This window comes from Rhodococcus sp. BP-332, assembly GCF_019836065.1.
Lineage (GTDB): Bacteria > Actinomycetota > Actinomycetes > Mycobacteriales > Mycobacteriaceae > Rhodococcoides.
Genome location: NZ_JABUEC010000005.1, coordinates 61,482 through 77,658, shown reverse-complemented (window position 1 = coordinate 77,658; position 16,177 = coordinate 61,482). Strand labels below are relative to the sequence as shown.

Here is a 16,177-nt window from a genome sequence, read left to right as displayed (position 1 = left end):
CCCTCCACCAGGCGTTCGCAGATCGACTCGCGCACGCCTCGTTCAGCTTTCCCGTCCGCGACGACGGGGGCAGGTCGCATCCTCACGAGACGGCGGACGTGCTCGCGTCCGATACGCCGCCACGACAGAATCGGCGATGCGCCCGCGGTCGGCGATGGCGAAACCATGTCCACGCGCCCACGTGCGGATCGCCGCGGTCTCCGCGCGGTCCGCTGCCGTCCGACGCCGCACCGTCGAGATGTCCTCCGACCGACGTCCTCGGGTGCTCCACTCCGTGAGCAGGCCGTGGATCTGCGCTGCGTTCTCGGACGACAGGTCGATCTCGAACCATGTTCCCCGGTAACCGAACACGACGGTGTCGTCCGCGGACATCCCGTCCAGGTCGTCGATCAGCGTCACGTCAACCTTGCGAACCACGCGGAGCTCCTCGGACACGCGTACGAACGACCACGCAGGGTGACCCCGCACGGGCCGATCTGACGTTGTATCTGTAGGTAGTAGGAAGCCGCCACACTCTGGACGCCGCTGTCTGTGCGTGTCCATACCCTGTCCGGTGCCACTCAACCTTCCGTGAGGGGATATTTTCTCTCGACTCCATGGTGATCTTCGAGCGGTGTTTCAGGGTGGTCCCCCACCGGGCACAATTCTCCGCAGGTGCCCCGCTGCACCCGGAGTTCGGTGCTCGACTGTCGAACCGACGGCGGTCGGCACCGACTTCCCGTGTTCGCGAGGCCCGTCACCGGTCGGCGCGACCTGAGACAGTGATGGAAAGAGCGCCGTGACCACGTCGGACCCCACACCGCCCGAGCTGCGGCTCGCTCTGGCCGTCCGGGCATTTGCCGCACTCGCCGACGACGACCACGTCGCCGAGCTGCTCGATCGACTGACCGACGTCGCCTGCACCCTCGTCGATGCCGCCGACCACTGCGGCATCACGCTGTCGATCGGCGATGTCACCTTCACCGCCGCAGCCTCGAGCACGGAGATCGCGCCGATCAACGACCAGCAGTACTCCGCCGACGACGGTCCCTGTCTGCACGCGGCTCGCACGGCCGCCACCATCGTCGTCGATTGCACGGTCGACGACGATCGATGGCCGCATCTCGGACCCGCTGCTCGCCGCGTCGGCATCAACACCATGCTGTGTGCGCCGATCGTCTGCGACGATCGGCCGGTCGGATCGCTGACCCTGTTCGCCCGTGCACCACAGGGTTTCGACGATCTCGATCACCGCCTCGTCGAGCTGCTCGCGGGAGTGACAGCGGATGCTCTCGAGAGGGCTCGACGTCGCCGCGAACTACACGGAACCATCGCCGGACTACGGGACGCGCTGGTGCACAGGGCTCCCATCGAACAGGCCAAGGGCATTCTGATGGCACTGCGTGGCATCGACGAGGATGCGGCCTTCACTGTGCTGTCGACCCGCTCCCAACATCTCAATCGCAAGGTGCGCGACATCGCCACCGAGTTCGTCGAGTCCGTCAGCGCCGCCGCGCCGACCGGCGATCTCTGACCGTCGGCGGAGGCGCCGTCGCGGTGCAGACAGAGTCGGTGGGACCGCCCCGACGTCCGAGCGAGAGCAGCAGCGGAGTTGCTCGCGACGCGTGATCAGCCCACACTTCTTGCAGAATATGCATTGCATATGCAATATTCGCAGTACGCACGTGGGCGGGCCGGGTGCGAAGACCGGAGGGGGTTCCATGATCACGGTGACCAGTGCCGCAGGCGGTGTCGGACGGCTGCTCGTCCGACAGCTGGCATCACGGGGTGTTCCGATACGAGCGGTGGTGAAGAATGACGACCAGGCCCGTACGACTCGGCGGGACGGGGCCACCGAGGCCGTCGTGGGCGATCTGAGAGCCCCGCAGACACTCGACACGGCCCTCGCCGGCACGACCGTCCTGTACCACGCGGCTCCGACCCAGATCATCGACGAGCGACCCATCATCGATCACCTCATCGCTTCAGGACCATCACATGGTCTGCAGCACATCGTGTTCCACTCGGTGATCCATCCCGAACTGCACCAGCTGCCACATCATCGGCAGAAGGACATCGCGGAGGGGATGCTGTTCGACAGCGCGATCCCCACCACCGTCCTGAGACCGTCGCACTACATGCAGAACTACCTCGAGGTATGGGACCTTCTGCACGCGGGCGTCATGCCGTACCCGGTCTCACCGGACAGCGTCATGGGAGTGGTCGACGTCGCCGATGCCGCCGAGGTGGCCGCCACCATCGCACTCGATCCGGCCTCACACACCGGGCGTACCTACGACCTGTCCACCGTCGAACTGACTCGCCACCAGATGGCGGCGATCTGGTCGACGGTGTTGGGCCATCGCGTGACTGCTCTTCGCATCCCGCCGTCATCGCTCAGACACAGGACAGCCGCCCTGCCCGCGCTGGGACCGATCCTCGTCGAGGCCGTCCGGGCGACCGGAATGCACTCCGCGAGCCACCTCGTGCGGGGAGTCGGCGCGGCCGCCAATCCCCGCGGCATGAACGACTGGCCGCACGATGCGCGCGAGGCGTACCGCACGATGATGTCGCACTACGACCGGCACGGACTTCCCGCCGGTGATCTGACCGTGCTTCCCGCACTGCTCGGACGCGAACCCACCTCATACGAGGATTTCGCCCGACGGTCCGCCTCCGAGCGTGGGCATCGGTCGAAGGACTCCCGAGGATGAGTCGCTCGCAGGATCCATTCCGACCGGCGCGGTCCATGGTGACCGGAGCGAGTTCCGGCATCGGGGCCGAGTTCGCCCGAGCCCTGGCCGCGCGCGGCTCCGACCTGGTGTTGGTGGCACGACGGGAGGACCGGTCGACCGCTCTCGCGGCCGAACTCGAACGTGCACACGGCATCCACTGCCGTACGGTCTCCCATGATCTGTCGGAACCCGCAGCCGGACGTCGACTGCGGACCCTGGTTCCCGAGAGACTGGACCTCGTCGTCAACAATGCCGGCTTCGCAGTACAGGGCCCGTTCGTCGACAACGATGCCGACGACCTCGCGCGGCTCCTGGCAGTCGATGTCGCTGCCGTGGTGGACATCTGCTCTGCCTTCCTCCCCGACATGATCTCCCGCGGCACCGGATCCGTCGTCAACGTCGCCAGCACGACGGCGTTCCAACCCGTTCCCACCCTCGCCGTCTACGCCGCAGCCAAGGCCTTCGTCCTGAGCTTCACGCAGTCGCTGTGGTACGAGTCCAGGCGCCACGGTGTCCGAGTGTTCGCACTCGCCCCGGGTCCGACGCGCACCGAGTTCTTCGATGTCATCGGCGAGTCCGCCGCGACGACCGGCTCGTACCAGTCACCCGCCGAGGTCGTCGCCACCGCGATGCGCGCCCTCGACGCCAGAATCTCACGTCCACAAGTCATCTCAGGACGGAGGAACGCCATCGCGGCCGCCACGGCAGCGCTGACGCCACCTCGGGTACTGCTTCCGGCGGTGGCGCGGCTGCTGCGCTGATCTCCCGAGTTGCCGTCCCCGCTCGGCCGACACGGACTGTAGTGTCACGATCATGGCCAGGGCCTCGAAGTTCACTGCGGCCGACCGTCGCGCCGCTGTGGAGCGTGCCTTCGAGGGAACAGAGAGTCCCACCGCCGTCGCATCTGATCTGGGTGTCCACCCGACCACTCTCTATCGGTGGGCCGCGTCCGACACGGCGGACGACCCGGGGCCGGCGCCGACTCGGCTCGTCCACGCCACCCAGACGCTGCTCGAACACTCCGACTACGGCGACATCACCGTGGAGGCCGTGGCGCAGCACTGCGGACTCGCGGCCCGGACCGCATTCCACCACTTCCCCACCAAACGCGACCTGTTCCACGCAGCCGTCAACGATGCCGCCACCACGCTGATCGACCGCATGGCAACGCGTTCCGAGCAGGCGACGTGGCCGGACGATCCTCTGGGACAGCTGCGATCGTTCCTGCACATCGCCGCGGCCACCATCTACGACACTCCGGCGACCCACGTGCTGTTCCGCAACATCGGTGTTCCCCGCAGCGAAGGAACCGCCGAGGGGTGGCACACCGACTTCGTCGTCGCGATCGAACAACTGCTGCACAGAGCGGCCGATGCCGGTCAGATCGAACGCCACACCGACGTGGCCGCGGCAGCGCAACTCGTGACCGGCGCCATGCGCGGGATCCACACCGCCGTGTTCGACGGCGCCTCTCCCGATGTCGCACTCGACCTGGTGGACCGCGTTCCCCTGCTGATACCCGGCCCCCGGCGAGCGTGATTCGCAGCGGTGACATAGACCTCCACACCGCATGCTCTGCACAGACGCGCCATGAAACGTGCAGGCCTCGACGGACGCTTCACCAGCTCGCTGCGGTGACTCGACCGATCTCACCCGGCCCGAGCCGATCAGCCGGCCGCTGCCCGTAACCGCTCGATCTCGCTGCGAGAGTGGCGTACGGACTCGGTGTCCTCGCCCTTCTCGCGGGCGACATCGTGCGCCAGGTCCAGAACGGCACGACGCAGATGTGTGCGGGCTCGTCGGGCATTCCGAGTGGGTGCGGACTTCACGAATGCCTTGCGTGCCTTCGTGTCCAGCACACCGTCGACCTCCGCCTCGGTCACCGCACCAGCATCGACTTCCGGGGCGAGGATGTCTCGCACGAACTGATACTCACGCGGTGCGGCCCGTCGGAACGCGATGGTCAGCACCGTGAACCCGATGACGACCGACGCCAGGAGGACCACGAAGTTTCCCAGACCGCCGCCACCGAGACCGCCGGCGTCGTCCCATGTGAAGTGGAGGAACATGCCGGCGACGACGAAGGCCGCACCACGCCCGACCCGCCGGGGTTGCGCTGCCGTCCCGATCAGATAGACGGCTCCGGTGCAGACGAGGGCACTGAACAGAGGGTGGGAGGCGAAACTGACGGCGATGCGTACGACGGACATGTGCACCGCGTTGCCCACGGAATCGGTGCCGAATGCCCGAGCAGTGGAACTCGCCGCGTAGAGGAAGTCCTCGAACACGGCAAATCCGAGCCCGATGAACGCTCCGACGATGAGGCCGTCGTTCGCGGTGCGGATGAGACGCGGGGCAAGGCTCATCAGGAGCAGGAAACCACAGAGTTTGGCCGCCTCCTCGGTGAACGGTGCCGTCGCACCTGCCGCCCAGTTCGCGCTCCATTCCTGACCGAACAGCTTGGGGTAGATGCCGAGCATCGCCGTATTGACGGTCATCGCGAAGGCAAACGTTGCCGGGACAGCGCCCCACACGAGGGCAGCGACCACGAGCCCGCCTGGTTGCCGCTCCCACCGGTCGATGTGATGGAACCAGGCGAGCCACGCGAGTCCGCACAACCCGCACAGCACCGCTGCGACCGCGAACCCTTCGGCGTAGAACCCGGCGTCGGGTGCGAAGAACGCCCACGCCTGGAACGCACCTATGACGGTCAGCGCCAGGTAGACCCAGAAGGAGAGGTTGTGAGGCTGCACGAAGTGGAATATCGCACCCCACCCGGAGATCTCGACTGCTTCCGCTCGGCGCTGACCAGCTTCCGTGCCGACCGTCTCGGGAGACGTGCGGGGGTCGACAGTGCTCATGCGTCGTCCCCATCCACGGTACGGATGCTCGCGATCATCGCTCGGACGTCGTCGAGGGCTGCGGTCATCTGGGTGGGTGGCCCGTAGGCAGTGATGTCGACCCCTGTGCCGCCGAGAACGAAGGCCGCGATCACCCCGTCGCTTCGCACGCTGTTGTAGGGCTGCGCGACTCCGGTCTCGCCGGCCGCCGTGGTGAGAGTGGCCCTGTTCCAGTCGACCCGGAAGGTGGGGTCGTCCGTCCGGGACGTGACCTTCTACACCTGGTCGAGCAGCTGATCGGGAGTGCCGTCGTACGAGTCTGACGACACCTGGAAGGTGATGCCGGCCCCGGCGAGGGTGGCATCGCCGAACGTGCCTCCGTCTCCGACACGGAAGCCGGACTCGACGTCGTAACCGGCGACGGGGGTGAAGACGAGGGTGTCGGTGAGTGCAAGCTGCTGCCCTGCCAGAACGGGGTCGTCCCAGTCGAGGGCAGCGTCGATGCGCGGAACCACCACGGTGAAGACCAGGAACACAGCGAGCACGACGAGCGCCGGTGGCCACGTTCGACGGTCGAGACCCAGCACACGATGTTCGACCGGTACTCGATGTCGATGTGCAGGAGCGTTCAACAGTGGTGTCACGGATACCCCTCGAACTCGTCGTTGTTCGTACTTTGTCACAAACCACGCGGTCCGTGCAGTCCGCTGTGAACGACCTCGACGAGAACGGCGAGTCGAGTGTCAGAGTCCGGCGATCACCCGATCGAGCCACTCGACCATGACCGCGCGCTCGGCGGCGCTCAACGTGTCCAACGCCGGCGTGATCGCACGAAAAGCGACCGCGGCGGCGGCGTGGTCGTCCTGCTGGCGGTCGGGCGGGTCGGTGAGGATCTGCCGCATGACGGCATCGAACATCGCGTCGGCCAACTCGTCGTCGCGGTCCTCGGCCGGAGTCGCGAGAAGCACCGAGATCGTGCCCACACCCGCTGCCTGGACGAGTCCGAGCGCCCGTTGTTCGCTCACCCGCAGTCTGCCCGTCTCGGCGACCCTGTGTATCCGAGCCCGGAGGACGTCCATGCCGGCCTGCGCCGCGCGAGATCGTGTCAGGTGCTGCGGGCCGTTCATCATCCGGAACAGTTCCGGGTTGGCGATGCCGAACTCGACCTGCGTCAGCCACCCGTCGCGCAGGTCCACGAGGGGATCCACGCCCTGCGACGCGGCCTTCTCGGTGATGCGTCTCTTCATCGAGACATGCTCGGCCAGAACATGTTCTGCGACGGACTCCAGGAGACCGTCCTTGTCGCCGAACAGTCGATAGATCGTCGGGGGCTGTACGTCGGCACCCTCGGCAACCCCACGAGTGGTCACTGCGGCCACGCCGTGATCGCGCAGCAGGGCGGCCGCGACCTCGATGATCCGCGCCCGGACGTCGTCTCGAGTGCTGGTCGGCTTGATCACGTTCCAACGATAACAGTCTCGTGATACCGTTGTGTTTCCATCGATAACACCGGTGCGATACCAACGAAACTGAGGCACTCATGATCGTCATCACCGGCGCCACCGGCGCGCTGAACGGCGCCACTGTCGACCACCTGCTCAGACATCGCCCCGCTTCGGAGATCGCGGTGGCGGTCAGAGACGCGTCCAGGGCCCGACGCTTCGCCGATCTCGGCATCGAGGTGCGCCACGGCGACTACGCAGACCCGGCATCGCTGCCGGACGCGTTCGCGAATGCCGATCAGCTGCTGCTCGTCTCGTCCAGTGATCCGAGGGCCGACGCAGTCTCCCTGCACCGCAACGCGATCGACGCGGCCGTCACCGCGGGCGTGGGGCGAATCCTGTACACGAGTCATCAGGGGGCCGCGGACGACACGCCATTCGGTCCGGGTCGAGACCACGCGGCGACGGAGCGGCTGCTGGCGGGTTCCGGCCTGCCGTGGACCTCGCTGCGCAACGGCTTCTACGCCCACAGCCTGGCCTGGTCGACGGGCCCCTGGCGCGAGTCCGGCGTCATCACCGTTCCGGCCGACGGTCCGGTGTCGTGGACGTCCCGAGCGGATTCGGCGGAGGCTGCGGCGGCGATCATCGCATCGAACGGCGCGTACGACGGACCGGTCACGGTGACCGCCGAGTCCGCGCCCACCTTCGAGGAGGTGGCGGCGATCGCTTCCGACGTGGCCGGGCGGACGGTACGGCGAGTCCTGATGGACCCCGAGGACTGGATCGCAGCCCGGGTCGCTTCGGGGCAGCCGGAATTCGCAGCTCGCTTCACACTCGGGATGTTCGACGCTGCAGCCGGCGGTTGGTTCGCCGGCGTCGATCCACTGCTGGGACAGTTGCTCGGCAGGTCGCCCGCGACCGTGCGCGACGCGCTCACTCTCGCGTAGCCTCCACGGCGCCCGTCAGAACCCGAGGGTGGCACTCCAGGACAGCGAGACTCAGACCGGTCGTTCCGCCGTCACCCGCAGCCGTTGTGCTGATCGGCATGTTCGGAGGACAATCACCGGATCGGTGACGTGTTCGGTGAGAGGGTGTGCGATGTCTGTGTCGTGGGAGTCTCTGTCTCGTCGGCGCGGCGTACGGGTGACCGGCGGGCTCGTCGGCGTGTACGTCGGCCTGGTGGCCTACTGGTTCGTGCAGGATGCCGCCCACCGTGTGGCAGCGCGGAAGGCTGAGGCATAGCCTCCGTTCGTCCCGCTCCGAGTCTTCGTCCGATGTGAGGGGTTGTCGGACAACAGGATGCCCCTACGACGCCGACCCTGAGTGCCGCATCGACGACGGGGACCGACCCATGATGCGGGTGAATGCTCGTGAGAACGCCGCGTCGGACCCGTATCCGAACGAGGCCGCGACCGAGGAGATGGTGGCGTTCGATCTCATGAGCTCCGCCGCCGCGAGCTGCATGCGCCGACGGGTCAGGTGGACCAGCGGGGCCTCACCCACCAGCGCGGTGAACCGCGCGGCGAAGGCGGATCGAGACATCGCCGCCGTCCGAGCCAGATCCGCCACCGTCCACGGCCGCTCCGGATGCCGGTGCATCGCGATGACCGCGGCACCGATCTGTCTGTCGCGCAACGCCCCCAGCCAGCCGCCGATCTCAGCGCCCTCCTCTCGGAGCCACGCTCGGACGAGATCGATGATCAGGATGTCGGCAAGCCGCGTCACCACGGCCTCCCCACCCGGCCGGCGGGCAGCGGCCTCGTTCGCGAGCAGTTCCAGTACCGCGGCCGAGACCGCAGACCCGCGATCACCCACCAGCACGTCGGGCAGCACGTCGAGGAGTGAGCGGGAAATCGGATGATCGAACTTCACGGCGCCACAGATCAACACGGCCCGCTCGCCCCCGCCGCCGTGCTCCAGAACGATGAAGCGGTCCGAGATCCACTCGGGCTGCGGGTCGTACATCGACACCGACAGGGAGGACGGATCGTCCACCACCCGGTGGCCTCGACCGTGCGGGACCAGCACGCACTCACCCTCGCCCACCAGCCGAGGTTTCGTCCCTGGCAGGTCGAGCAGGCACGATCCCACCACCGGTGCGTGAAACCACAGGCAGTCCTCCATCGCGGGGATGTCGAGACCCCAGGGAGCCGTCAGTTCCGATCGAACGTAGAACACCCCACGCATCCGCAGCGAGTGCAGGGCGTCGCCGAGCGCGTCGTCACCGCGCCACATCCTGGACGATCGATCATCAACGGTGGACTCCACGGTATTCATTGTCCACCACGAACCCGGCACCGTGACCATCGTGACCACACAACGAACCATCACTGTTCTCGGCGCCACCGGCCGAACCGGACGACGCCTCACCGACACGCTCCTCGGCCGCGGATGGAAAGTACGCCGTGTCGCGCGCACCGCACGGCCCCACCCACACCCGGCTGCCACCACGCACACGGGCGACCTGACCGACACCGACTTCCTCACCACCGCGTTCACCGGCGTGGACGCGGCCTACGTCCTCGTCCCGTTCGACCCCACAGCACCCGACGTCCGAGCACACATGAACGACATCGGGTCCTCCATCACCGACGCACTCCGACGAGCACGGGTGCCACGCGTCGTCGCACTCAGTTCTCTGGGCGCCGAACTCGAGCACGGGACCGGATTCCTCACCGCACTGCACGCTCAGGAGCAGCGACTAACCGCCCTCGAGACCGATCTCGTCCTTCTCCGACCCGGCTACTTCTTCGACAATCTCGACCCCGTCCTGCCCCACCTCCGCCGCATCGGGGCACTCCAGGACTCCATCGCCCCCGACGTGCCCCTGCCGATGGTGGCGGCCGGCGACGTCGGCGCAGCCGCGGCCGCGGCAGTCGAGGAACCCGAGCACCAGGGCACCACCATCCGCGAGATCAGGACCGCAGTCGATCTCACCCTGACAGACCTCGCCGCTGCGGTCGGCCGAGCACAGGGCATCGGCCAGCTCCCCTACCAGCAGCTCCCCGACGAGGAGACGATGACCCAGCTACTCCAGGTCGGATTCTCCGACGATGCAGCGAGATTGCAGGTCGAGATGCACCATGCATTCTCTGCAGGACGCGTCGCCGCGACGGGGGACGACCCCCGCGCCCCGACGACGGTGGACGACTACCTGGCGTCGCGGGCGTGAGCGTCTACCGAAAGCGTGGCGTTCCCACGTCTGCTCACGACGCCGTGGTCGAACCCCGGATCACAGCCGCCACGAGATCAGGATCGTCCCACGTGGGAACGTGCCCCAGATGCTCGTGCACGATGACGGCGGCGAGGGACGGCAGCCCGTCGAGGTCCGTCTCCGCTGCACGGATGAGCGGGTCTCTGCCCCCGTAGACCACGGTGATCGGGACATCGATCTCGGCTCCGCCGCCGAAGCGAGTGCCTTCGAGGGCTGACATCGTGCGGTCGAAGTCGCACGTGGCGAGGTTGCGTGCATCGTCGGCTGCCACCACCGACGGGATGCGCCACGGACGGCCGAACAGCCCGAACAAGGCGACGGTCCGCGGCAGTGGCCGGCGCAGAAGGAACCCCGCACCCGGAACGCGAGACCCGTGCACCCACACGGAGAAGAGCACCTGCCGACGCACACGGGCTGTGCCGCCCGTCGAGCGCCACAGCCCGGCGGGCATGAGTGCACACACGGACGTCGCCCGGCCACGGCGCGCGAGCTCCAACGAGAGCCACCCGCCGAGCGAATTGCCCACGAGGTGCGCACTGTCCCAGCCCAGTTCGTCCATCACCAGCTCCACCCGGTCCGCCAGTCGCGCCGGCGTGGGTGCGTCACCGTCGCCGAGGGGATCGCTCTCTTTCAAGCCCGGGAGATCGATCGCGACGGTGTCGAAGTGATCTGCCAGTGCCGGAATCACGGGGTCCCACACCTGATGTCGATGCCCGATCCCGTGAATCAGGAGCATGGGCGCTCCCCGGCCGGTCCTGCTGTAGCGAAGCAGTGCGGAGACATCGATGTCGGTCACGGGACAAGTATCGGTCCGAGACGGGCACCACCGATGTGGAGTGTGGACAGTATCCGTGCGATGGGTCGGGACATTCGACAACCGAGCCGTGCGCGTGCACCACGCGGGAGCGACGACCAGCTCGGGTGGAATCGTCTGAACGGCTCAGAGGTGGCGCGCAGCGAAGTCCACCGCGCTCCGCAGCGTCTCGCGGCCTTCCGGAAGTACGCCTGCCAACACGGGAAATGCGTGCACCTGACCCCGCCACACATGGGTCTCGACGATCCGGCCGGCATCCTCGAGCTTCCGCGTCATCGCCTCCACGTCCGGGCGCATCAACTCGTACTGCGCCGAGGAGAGAAACACCGGCGGATACACCGATGGATCGGCATCGATCGGAGACGCTGCGCCCGGGATGGCGTCCGGCCCGTTCATCCAACGATCCTCCAGCGCGAGAACCTGTTTCATCGGCAGATACGCGTCCCGCTTCATGAACGCACGGGAATGGCTCCTCAGGTCCAGATTGAGCAACGGCGAGAACCCCAGAACGGCCGCGGGTGGTGTCAACCCTTCCAGCGCAGCCAGTTCGGCGACCTTCATCGCGAGGTAACCGCCGGCCGAGTCTCCCGCCACGATGATCTTCGACGGATCGGCCACCGTCGCCGACGCGGCGCGGTAGGCGGCCATGGCATCGAAGATCGACGTACCGATGCCGCCGTACGGAATCTGCCGGTACTCCACGGAGTACACCGGAACACCCGCACGGGCGGCGATCATGGCACATGCACCGCGGTGGGTCGCCAGTCCGCAGAAGACGAAGCCGCCGCCGTGAAAGTAGAGAACCGTCGCACCGGCCAGAGAGCCGGTGGCCGTCCGAGGATGTGTCGTCTTCTCGCAGGGCACACCACCGAGAACCACCTGGTCGATGGTGACGCGAGGCGGCTTCGGCAGTCGGTCGACGACGCGATCGAGGTGCCCGATGGCCTTGATGCCGCCGTCGGTGAGCGGCCACATACTCAGGGTCGGCTTGAGGACCGCCTTCATCGCCGCCGACAGGACGCGTGCCTGCGGACTGACGTCGTCGTGCCAGGTGAGTGTGCCCGTCATCGTCTCGTCGTTCCCCTCGTGCGATAAAGCGTGGAGACGATCGACGCTATCAGCCCGGCTCCGTGCACCGATTCCGACAGACTCGAGCTCGGTTGTGCTCGTGGGAGCTCGACTCGGGTTTCCCGCGTGAACGTGCTGGGTACGTATACGACGAACGTGCCTGGACGCAGAACGTGCCTGGACGCACTAGAGAAGCTCGGTGGTTCACCGTGAAACGCATCGTCGTCGCCCTGTCGGTACTGGCTCTCGTCGCCGGCTGTTCCACCGACGACACTGCACCTGCGCCGACGCAGACACCCGCCGCCGAACCGGCTAGGGCGCCCGCAGCGCAGGATCCGATCGGCACCGTCGTTCCGCTTCCGGGCGCACCCGAGGGAATCGTCGTCACGTCGTCCGGCATCGCCGTCGCCGCAGTGCGTGAACCCGATGGCCTGAGGCTGCTCGACGCGGCGACCGGAGTCGAGCGATCGTTCGTGCCGACGGTCGGCGCCCCGCGGCACCTCTCCCTCGCCGGCCCGGACGGACCGGTACTCGCGCCCCTGGAGTCCAGTGACGAACTGCTCCTGGTCGATCCGGCGAACGGAGCGACGCTCTCCACCACCCGGGGCGTCGGACGGCAACCGCACGATGCCGTGGTGACGGCCGACGGCACGACCGTCGTGACCAACGAGATGGGCGGCGGAGCCGTCTTCGTCCGCAACGGTGTCGTGACAGCATCTCTCCCCGCCGGCCCCGTACAGCCGGGCGGCGTTGCGGCCGTCGGCAGTTACGCAGCTGTCGCAGATGTGCAGGGCAACGGGATCTGGATCTACAGCGGGCCGGACCAGAAGCTGGTTGCACAGGCCCCACTGGGAACCAAACTGACGCATGCGACATCCCTCGGCGCCGACCTCGCTGCCTTCGCCGACACAGACGGTGGCGCGGTATACCTCGAACGCATCACTCCCGACATCAGCGAGGTCGCTCGCATCGACGCACCCGGTAATCCTTACGGGCTCGCCTACGACGCCGATCGGAAGCTCCTTCTGATCACGCTGACCGAGAGCAACATCCTTCGTGTCGTCGATGTGGCCGAGCCGGCATCGCCGCGGATCGTGGTCGACTTGCCGACGGTTCGTCAGGCCAATTCCGTTGCCGTGGATCCACGAACGGGAAACGTGTTGGTGACAGGCAGTGATCCCGGCGCGGACTCGAGCCTGCAGATCATCCCGGCCGACAGTGTCGACGTGTCGTGACACGTGCTCGTGCGGCGTTCACGATCGGTGTTCAGTGAACACCCGGCGCAACCCGACGAAGCGCACGACCGTGGCCACGAGGTTCGCGGCCACCAGGACGGACACCTCGATTGCTCGCGATGCATCGGGTACCCACCTGTGGAGGAGTACCAACGAGCCGCTGGTGACCGCCAGCCCGAGGGCGAAGACGACGAGCCCTTGCACGTACTGGCGAACGATCGCATCGGTTCCACGGATTCCGAAGGTGAACCGGCGGTTGATCGCGGTGTTGGCGAGCGCAGAGACCAGGAGCGCGAGCACGTTCGCGGCCTGGGACGACATGACGACTCGGAACACCAGAAACAACAGAACGTACGCGGCGGCGCTCGCACCGCCGACCAGATAGAAGCGGAACAGCACACTCCGGGTGCCGGAAGTCGCGGTCAGAGTGTCTCCCCCGTCGGCCTCGAAACAGGGAGTGCAGCCACGCATCGAGCGAACTCGCTGTCCGGGTGGCACTGTCGTGCGATCGGGTCGAGATCGACGAGTTCGTCGGCGTCACGCAGAGTCGGTGCTGCACCGACGACGAGGCTGCAGCGCTGCAGGGCGTCCCGGGTGTCGTCCCCGGTGCGGTCGGTGGACATCTCCACTGCCCGCAGGGCGTTTGCATCGGATGCGTCGTGCAGTCCGAGCACCCACCACCCTCCGTCCTCGGCACGGCCCAGGATCGCCGACGACGGTGCCAGAGCCTCACCGATGTCGGTGAGCATCGCGGGGTCGACCTGCGGTGTGTCCATGCCTATCTGCACGACGGAACCGGATCCGGCGGCGTCGTGATGCGCATGAATCAGGCGTTCCGCAAATCCGCCCCCGCGTTGGTCGATTACCAGAAAATTTGCCAGGGACTCTCGGATCTCGTCGCTGCGCATCGCCTCGGCCAGGTCGCCGGTCATCGCGACCACCCGCCGGGCGAAAGGAGCCTGCCTCGCCGCGGCGAGTGTGTCGAGCAGCGCCGCGGCCGCCACCGACGCGGCGTCCTCGGCGGTCATGGCGGCCATCAATCGAGTCTTGGCGAAGCCGGGTACCGGCGCTTTCGCGATGACGAGCAGCGTCGCGTCGATCATGGAATCACCTTCGCAAAATCCCAGACGGCCACCACCGTGCCGCGAACCGACCCCGACACCTTCGACACTCCCCCGGTACGCGGGCGGTAGGTGATGTCGCGCTCGACAACTGTCCACCCTGCCCGAGCGGCGAGAACCAGCAGCTGCAGCGGGTAACCGGAGCGTCGGTCCGGGACGTCGAGCGAGAGCAGATCCTCGCGGCGTGCCACCCGAAGAGCGCCGATGTCGTGGACGTCGATCTTCAGCCGTCTGCGCAGACGCCAGGCAATGGCCTTGTTGCCGAGGCGGGCGTGCCACGGCGAGCCACTGCGGTGCACCGGGCGGCGCCGACCGACGACGAGTTGGGCGGAGTCCAACGCTGCGACGAGACCGGGCAGCTCGCGCGGGTCCATCGACCCGTCCCCGTCCATGACAGCCACGACGGTCGTTCGGGCAGCGGTGATTCCGGCGTGCACGGCGGAGCCGTATCCGGGTATCGCCTCGATGACCACGTGCGCCCCGTGCGCGCGGGCCACGTCCGCAGTGCCGTCGGTGGAGCCGTTGTCGACGACCAGACGGTGATAGCCGTCGGGCACGGCGTCGAGAACATCGGGAAGAGATTGCGCCTCGTTGCGGCACGGGAGTACGACCGTGACATCGGAAGGATCGATCATCGTCACACCACCGGGGCCGAGCCATCGGATGCCGCCCGAAGCGGTGCCGACGCGAACCGCGTCAGGCCCTCGTCCGGACCGACGGCAGCTCGGAATCCGAGAATTCTGTCGGCCCGATCGGCACCGGCAACGATGTGCCGCACGTCGCCGGGACGGAACTGACCCGTCACCTTCGGCTCGATGCCGCCGCCGTGTGCACGACACAGAATGCGGGCCACCTCACCGATCGAGATCGGGTGTCCCGAACAGACGTTGCAGGCCACGAACCCCGCTCCGTCGTGCTCGACGGCGGCAAGGTTGGCGGCGGCGACGTCCCGGACATCGACGAAATCTCGCATCTGCCCACCGTCCTCGTACACAGTCGGTGATTCACCGCCCTCGAGCGATGAGCGGAACATCGCGGCGACACCGGAATACGGTGTGTCACGCGGCATTCGGTCACCGTAGACGTTGTGGTAGCGCAGCGCCGTGACCGATCCGCCCGTCGCCAGCGACCAGGCGAGTGCATAGTTCTCCTGCGCGAGTTTGCTTGCTGCATAGAGACTTCGGGGCTCGAGCGGAGCGTCCTCGTCCACCGTCTCCCACGTCACCGGCTCGTCACCCTCCGGGCACTTCGCATCGAAGACCCCGTTCCGCAGATCCGACGGGTTCCGGGGGCGCGGACGGACGACACCGTGCACGGGGCAGCGGTAGCGACCTTCGCCGTAGACGACCATCGATGACGCGAGAACCAGCTTCCGACACTCGGCTCGGGCCATCGCAGCAAGTACTTCGGCAGTACCCAGGTCGTTGTGGCTGGCGTATGCGGGTGCGTCCGCAGTGCTGACGCCGGCTCCGACGACGGCGGCCTGGTGACACACCACGTCGACCCCCGCCATGACATCGTCCAGAGCGCCGGGGTCGCGGACGTCGACCGTCGTGACGTTCGGCGCGTGCAGTGGCGTCGAGCCGTGCGCCGAGGGTAGGAACGCGTCGACAGCCGTCACGTCGTGGTCGGCCGCCAGTAGTGCTTCGTGAATGTGTTCACCGATGAAACCGGCCGCGCCGGTGAGTAACACGTGCATCGTTTTCTCCTTGTCGTGTCGATCGAGGGG

General features: G+C 67.2%; 19 protein-coding genes. 7 read left to right on the top strand and 12 right to left on the bottom strand.

Going from position 1 to position 16,177, the window contains the following annotated elements:
• Positions 1-42: 42 nt before the first annotated feature.
• On the bottom strand, positions 43-417 hold the full coding sequence (locus HQ314_RS18580) for an Lsr2 family protein (protein ID WP_081821111.1): 375 nt from the start codon (positions 415-417) through the stop codon (positions 43-45).
• A gap of 361 nt (positions 418-778) precedes the next feature.
• Here HQ314_RS18580 and HQ314_RS18575 point away from each other — a divergent pair, with 361 nt between their 5' ends.
• The 4 genes from HQ314_RS18575 to HQ314_RS18560 all read left to right on the top strand — a co-directional run bounded on the left by HQ314_RS18575 (position 779) and on the right by HQ314_RS18560 (position 4,253).
• Positions 779-1,513, top strand: a complete 735-nt coding sequence (locus tag HQ314_RS18575; RefSeq protein ID WP_222647875.1) for a GAF and ANTAR domain-containing protein — start codon at positions 779-781, stop codon at positions 1,511-1,513.
• Positions 1,514-1,700: 187 nt separating this feature from the next.
• On the top strand, positions 1,701-2,693 hold the full coding sequence (locus tag HQ314_RS18570; RefSeq protein ID WP_222650890.1) for an NmrA family NAD(P)-binding protein: 993 nt from the start codon (positions 1,701-1,703) through the stop codon (positions 2,691-2,693).
• A complete protein-coding gene (locus tag HQ314_RS18565; RefSeq protein ID WP_222647872.1) occupies positions 2,690-3,475 on the top strand; it encodes an SDR family oxidoreductase in 786 nt (261 codons plus the stop codon). The genes HQ314_RS18570 and HQ314_RS18565 overlap by 4 nt, the downstream gene beginning before the upstream one ends.
• 52 nt (positions 3,476-3,527) lie before the next feature.
• Positions 3,528-4,253 carry a TetR family transcriptional regulator gene (locus tag HQ314_RS18560; RefSeq protein WP_222647870.1) on the top strand — a complete coding sequence of 242 codons (726 nt, stop codon included), beginning with the start codon at positions 3,528-3,530 and terminating at the stop codon, positions 4,251-4,253.
• A gap of 128 nt (positions 4,254-4,381) precedes the next feature.
• Here the strand turns inward: HQ314_RS18560 and HQ314_RS18555 are convergent, their stop codons facing one another.
• The 4 genes from HQ314_RS18555 to HQ314_RS18540 form a co-directional block, all read right to left on the bottom strand.
• Positions 4,382-5,575, bottom strand: a complete 1,194-nt coding sequence (locus HQ314_RS18555; protein WP_222650889.1) for a PrsW family intramembrane metalloprotease — start codon at positions 5,573-5,575, stop codon at positions 4,382-4,384.
• On the bottom strand, positions 5,572-5,724 hold the full coding sequence (locus HQ314_RS18550) for a hypothetical protein (RefSeq protein WP_222640080.1): 153 nt from the start codon (positions 5,722-5,724) through the stop codon (positions 5,572-5,574). The genes HQ314_RS18555 and HQ314_RS18550 overlap by 4 nt, the downstream gene beginning before the upstream one ends.
• 105 nt (positions 5,725-5,829) lie before the next feature.
• Positions 5,830-6,141 carry a hypothetical protein gene (locus tag HQ314_RS18545; RefSeq protein WP_222650888.1) on the bottom strand — a complete coding sequence of 104 codons (312 nt, stop codon included), beginning with the start codon at positions 6,139-6,141 and terminating at the stop codon, positions 5,830-5,832.
• A 156-nt stretch (positions 6,142-6,297) separates the two neighbouring features.
• The gene (locus tag HQ314_RS18540; protein WP_222650887.1) at positions 6,298-7,014 is read right to left on the bottom strand and encodes a TetR/AcrR family transcriptional regulator; all 717 of its coding nucleotides are present in this window, start codon (positions 7,012-7,014) and stop codon (positions 6,298-6,300) included.
• Positions 7,015-7,094: 80 nt separating this feature from the next.
• On the opposite strand from HQ314_RS18540, the gene HQ314_RS18535 reads away from it, so the two are divergent.
• Complete coding sequence (locus HQ314_RS18535; protein WP_222650886.1) at positions 7,095-7,943, top strand: NAD(P)H-binding protein; 849 nt, start codon at positions 7,095-7,097, stop codon at positions 7,941-7,943.
• Positions 7,944-8,301: 358 nt separating this feature from the next.
• Here HQ314_RS18535 and HQ314_RS18530 read toward each other — a convergent pair whose 3' ends face one another.
• Complete coding sequence (locus HQ314_RS18530) at positions 8,302-9,273, bottom strand: cupin domain-containing protein (RefSeq protein ID WP_374197854.1); 972 nt, start codon at positions 9,271-9,273, stop codon at positions 8,302-8,304.
• A gap of 31 nt (positions 9,274-9,304) precedes the next feature.
• On the opposite strand from HQ314_RS18530, the gene HQ314_RS18525 reads away from it, so the two are divergent.
• A complete protein-coding gene (locus HQ314_RS18525) occupies positions 9,305-10,168 on the top strand; it encodes an NAD(P)H-binding protein (RefSeq protein ID WP_222650885.1) in 864 nt (287 codons plus the stop codon).
• Between the two features lie 34 nt (positions 10,169-10,202).
• Here HQ314_RS18525 and HQ314_RS18520 read toward each other — a convergent pair whose 3' ends face one another.
• Both HQ314_RS18520 and HQ314_RS18515 read right to left on the bottom strand, forming a co-directional pair.
• A complete protein-coding gene (locus HQ314_RS18520; protein WP_222650884.1) occupies positions 10,203-11,006 on the bottom strand; it encodes an alpha/beta fold hydrolase in 804 nt (267 codons plus the stop codon).
• A 144-nt stretch (positions 11,007-11,150) separates the two neighbouring features.
• Positions 11,151-12,092: an alpha/beta hydrolase gene (locus HQ314_RS18515; RefSeq protein WP_222650883.1), complete on the bottom strand. Its 942-nt coding sequence runs from the start codon at positions 12,090-12,092 to the stop codon at positions 11,151-11,153.
• Positions 12,093-12,301: 209 nt separating this feature from the next.
• Here HQ314_RS18515 and HQ314_RS18510 point away from each other — a divergent pair, with 209 nt between their 5' ends.
• Entirely contained in the window at positions 12,302-13,327 is a 1,026-nt protein-coding gene (locus HQ314_RS18510) for a YncE family protein (protein WP_222650882.1), read from the top strand.
• Between the two features lie 18 nt (positions 13,328-13,345).
• On the opposite strand, the gene HQ314_RS18505 is transcribed toward HQ314_RS18510, so the two are convergent.
• From HQ314_RS18505 to HQ314_RS18490, 4 genes are read right to left on the bottom strand one after another with little or no spacing between them, the layout of a single operon-like run.
• Positions 13,346-13,726 carry a GtrA family protein gene (locus HQ314_RS18505; protein WP_027504477.1) on the bottom strand — a complete coding sequence of 127 codons (381 nt, stop codon included), beginning with the start codon at positions 13,724-13,726 and terminating at the stop codon, positions 13,346-13,348.
• A gap of 23 nt (positions 13,727-13,749) precedes the next feature.
• A complete protein-coding gene (locus HQ314_RS18500; protein WP_222650881.1) occupies positions 13,750-14,430 on the bottom strand; it encodes a DUF2064 domain-containing protein in 681 nt (226 codons plus the stop codon).
• Positions 14,427-15,083, bottom strand: coding sequence for a glycosyltransferase family 2 protein (locus tag HQ314_RS18495; protein ID WP_222650880.1), 657 nt, complete (start codon positions 15,081-15,083; stop codon positions 14,427-14,429). The genes HQ314_RS18500 and HQ314_RS18495 overlap by 4 nt, the downstream gene beginning before the upstream one ends.
• A gap of 2 nt (positions 15,084-15,085) precedes the next feature.
• On the bottom strand, positions 15,086-16,147 hold the full coding sequence (locus HQ314_RS18490; RefSeq protein WP_222650879.1) for an NAD(P)-dependent oxidoreductase: 1,062 nt from the start codon (positions 16,145-16,147) through the stop codon (positions 15,086-15,088).
• Positions 16,148-16,177: the final 30 nt, after the last annotated feature.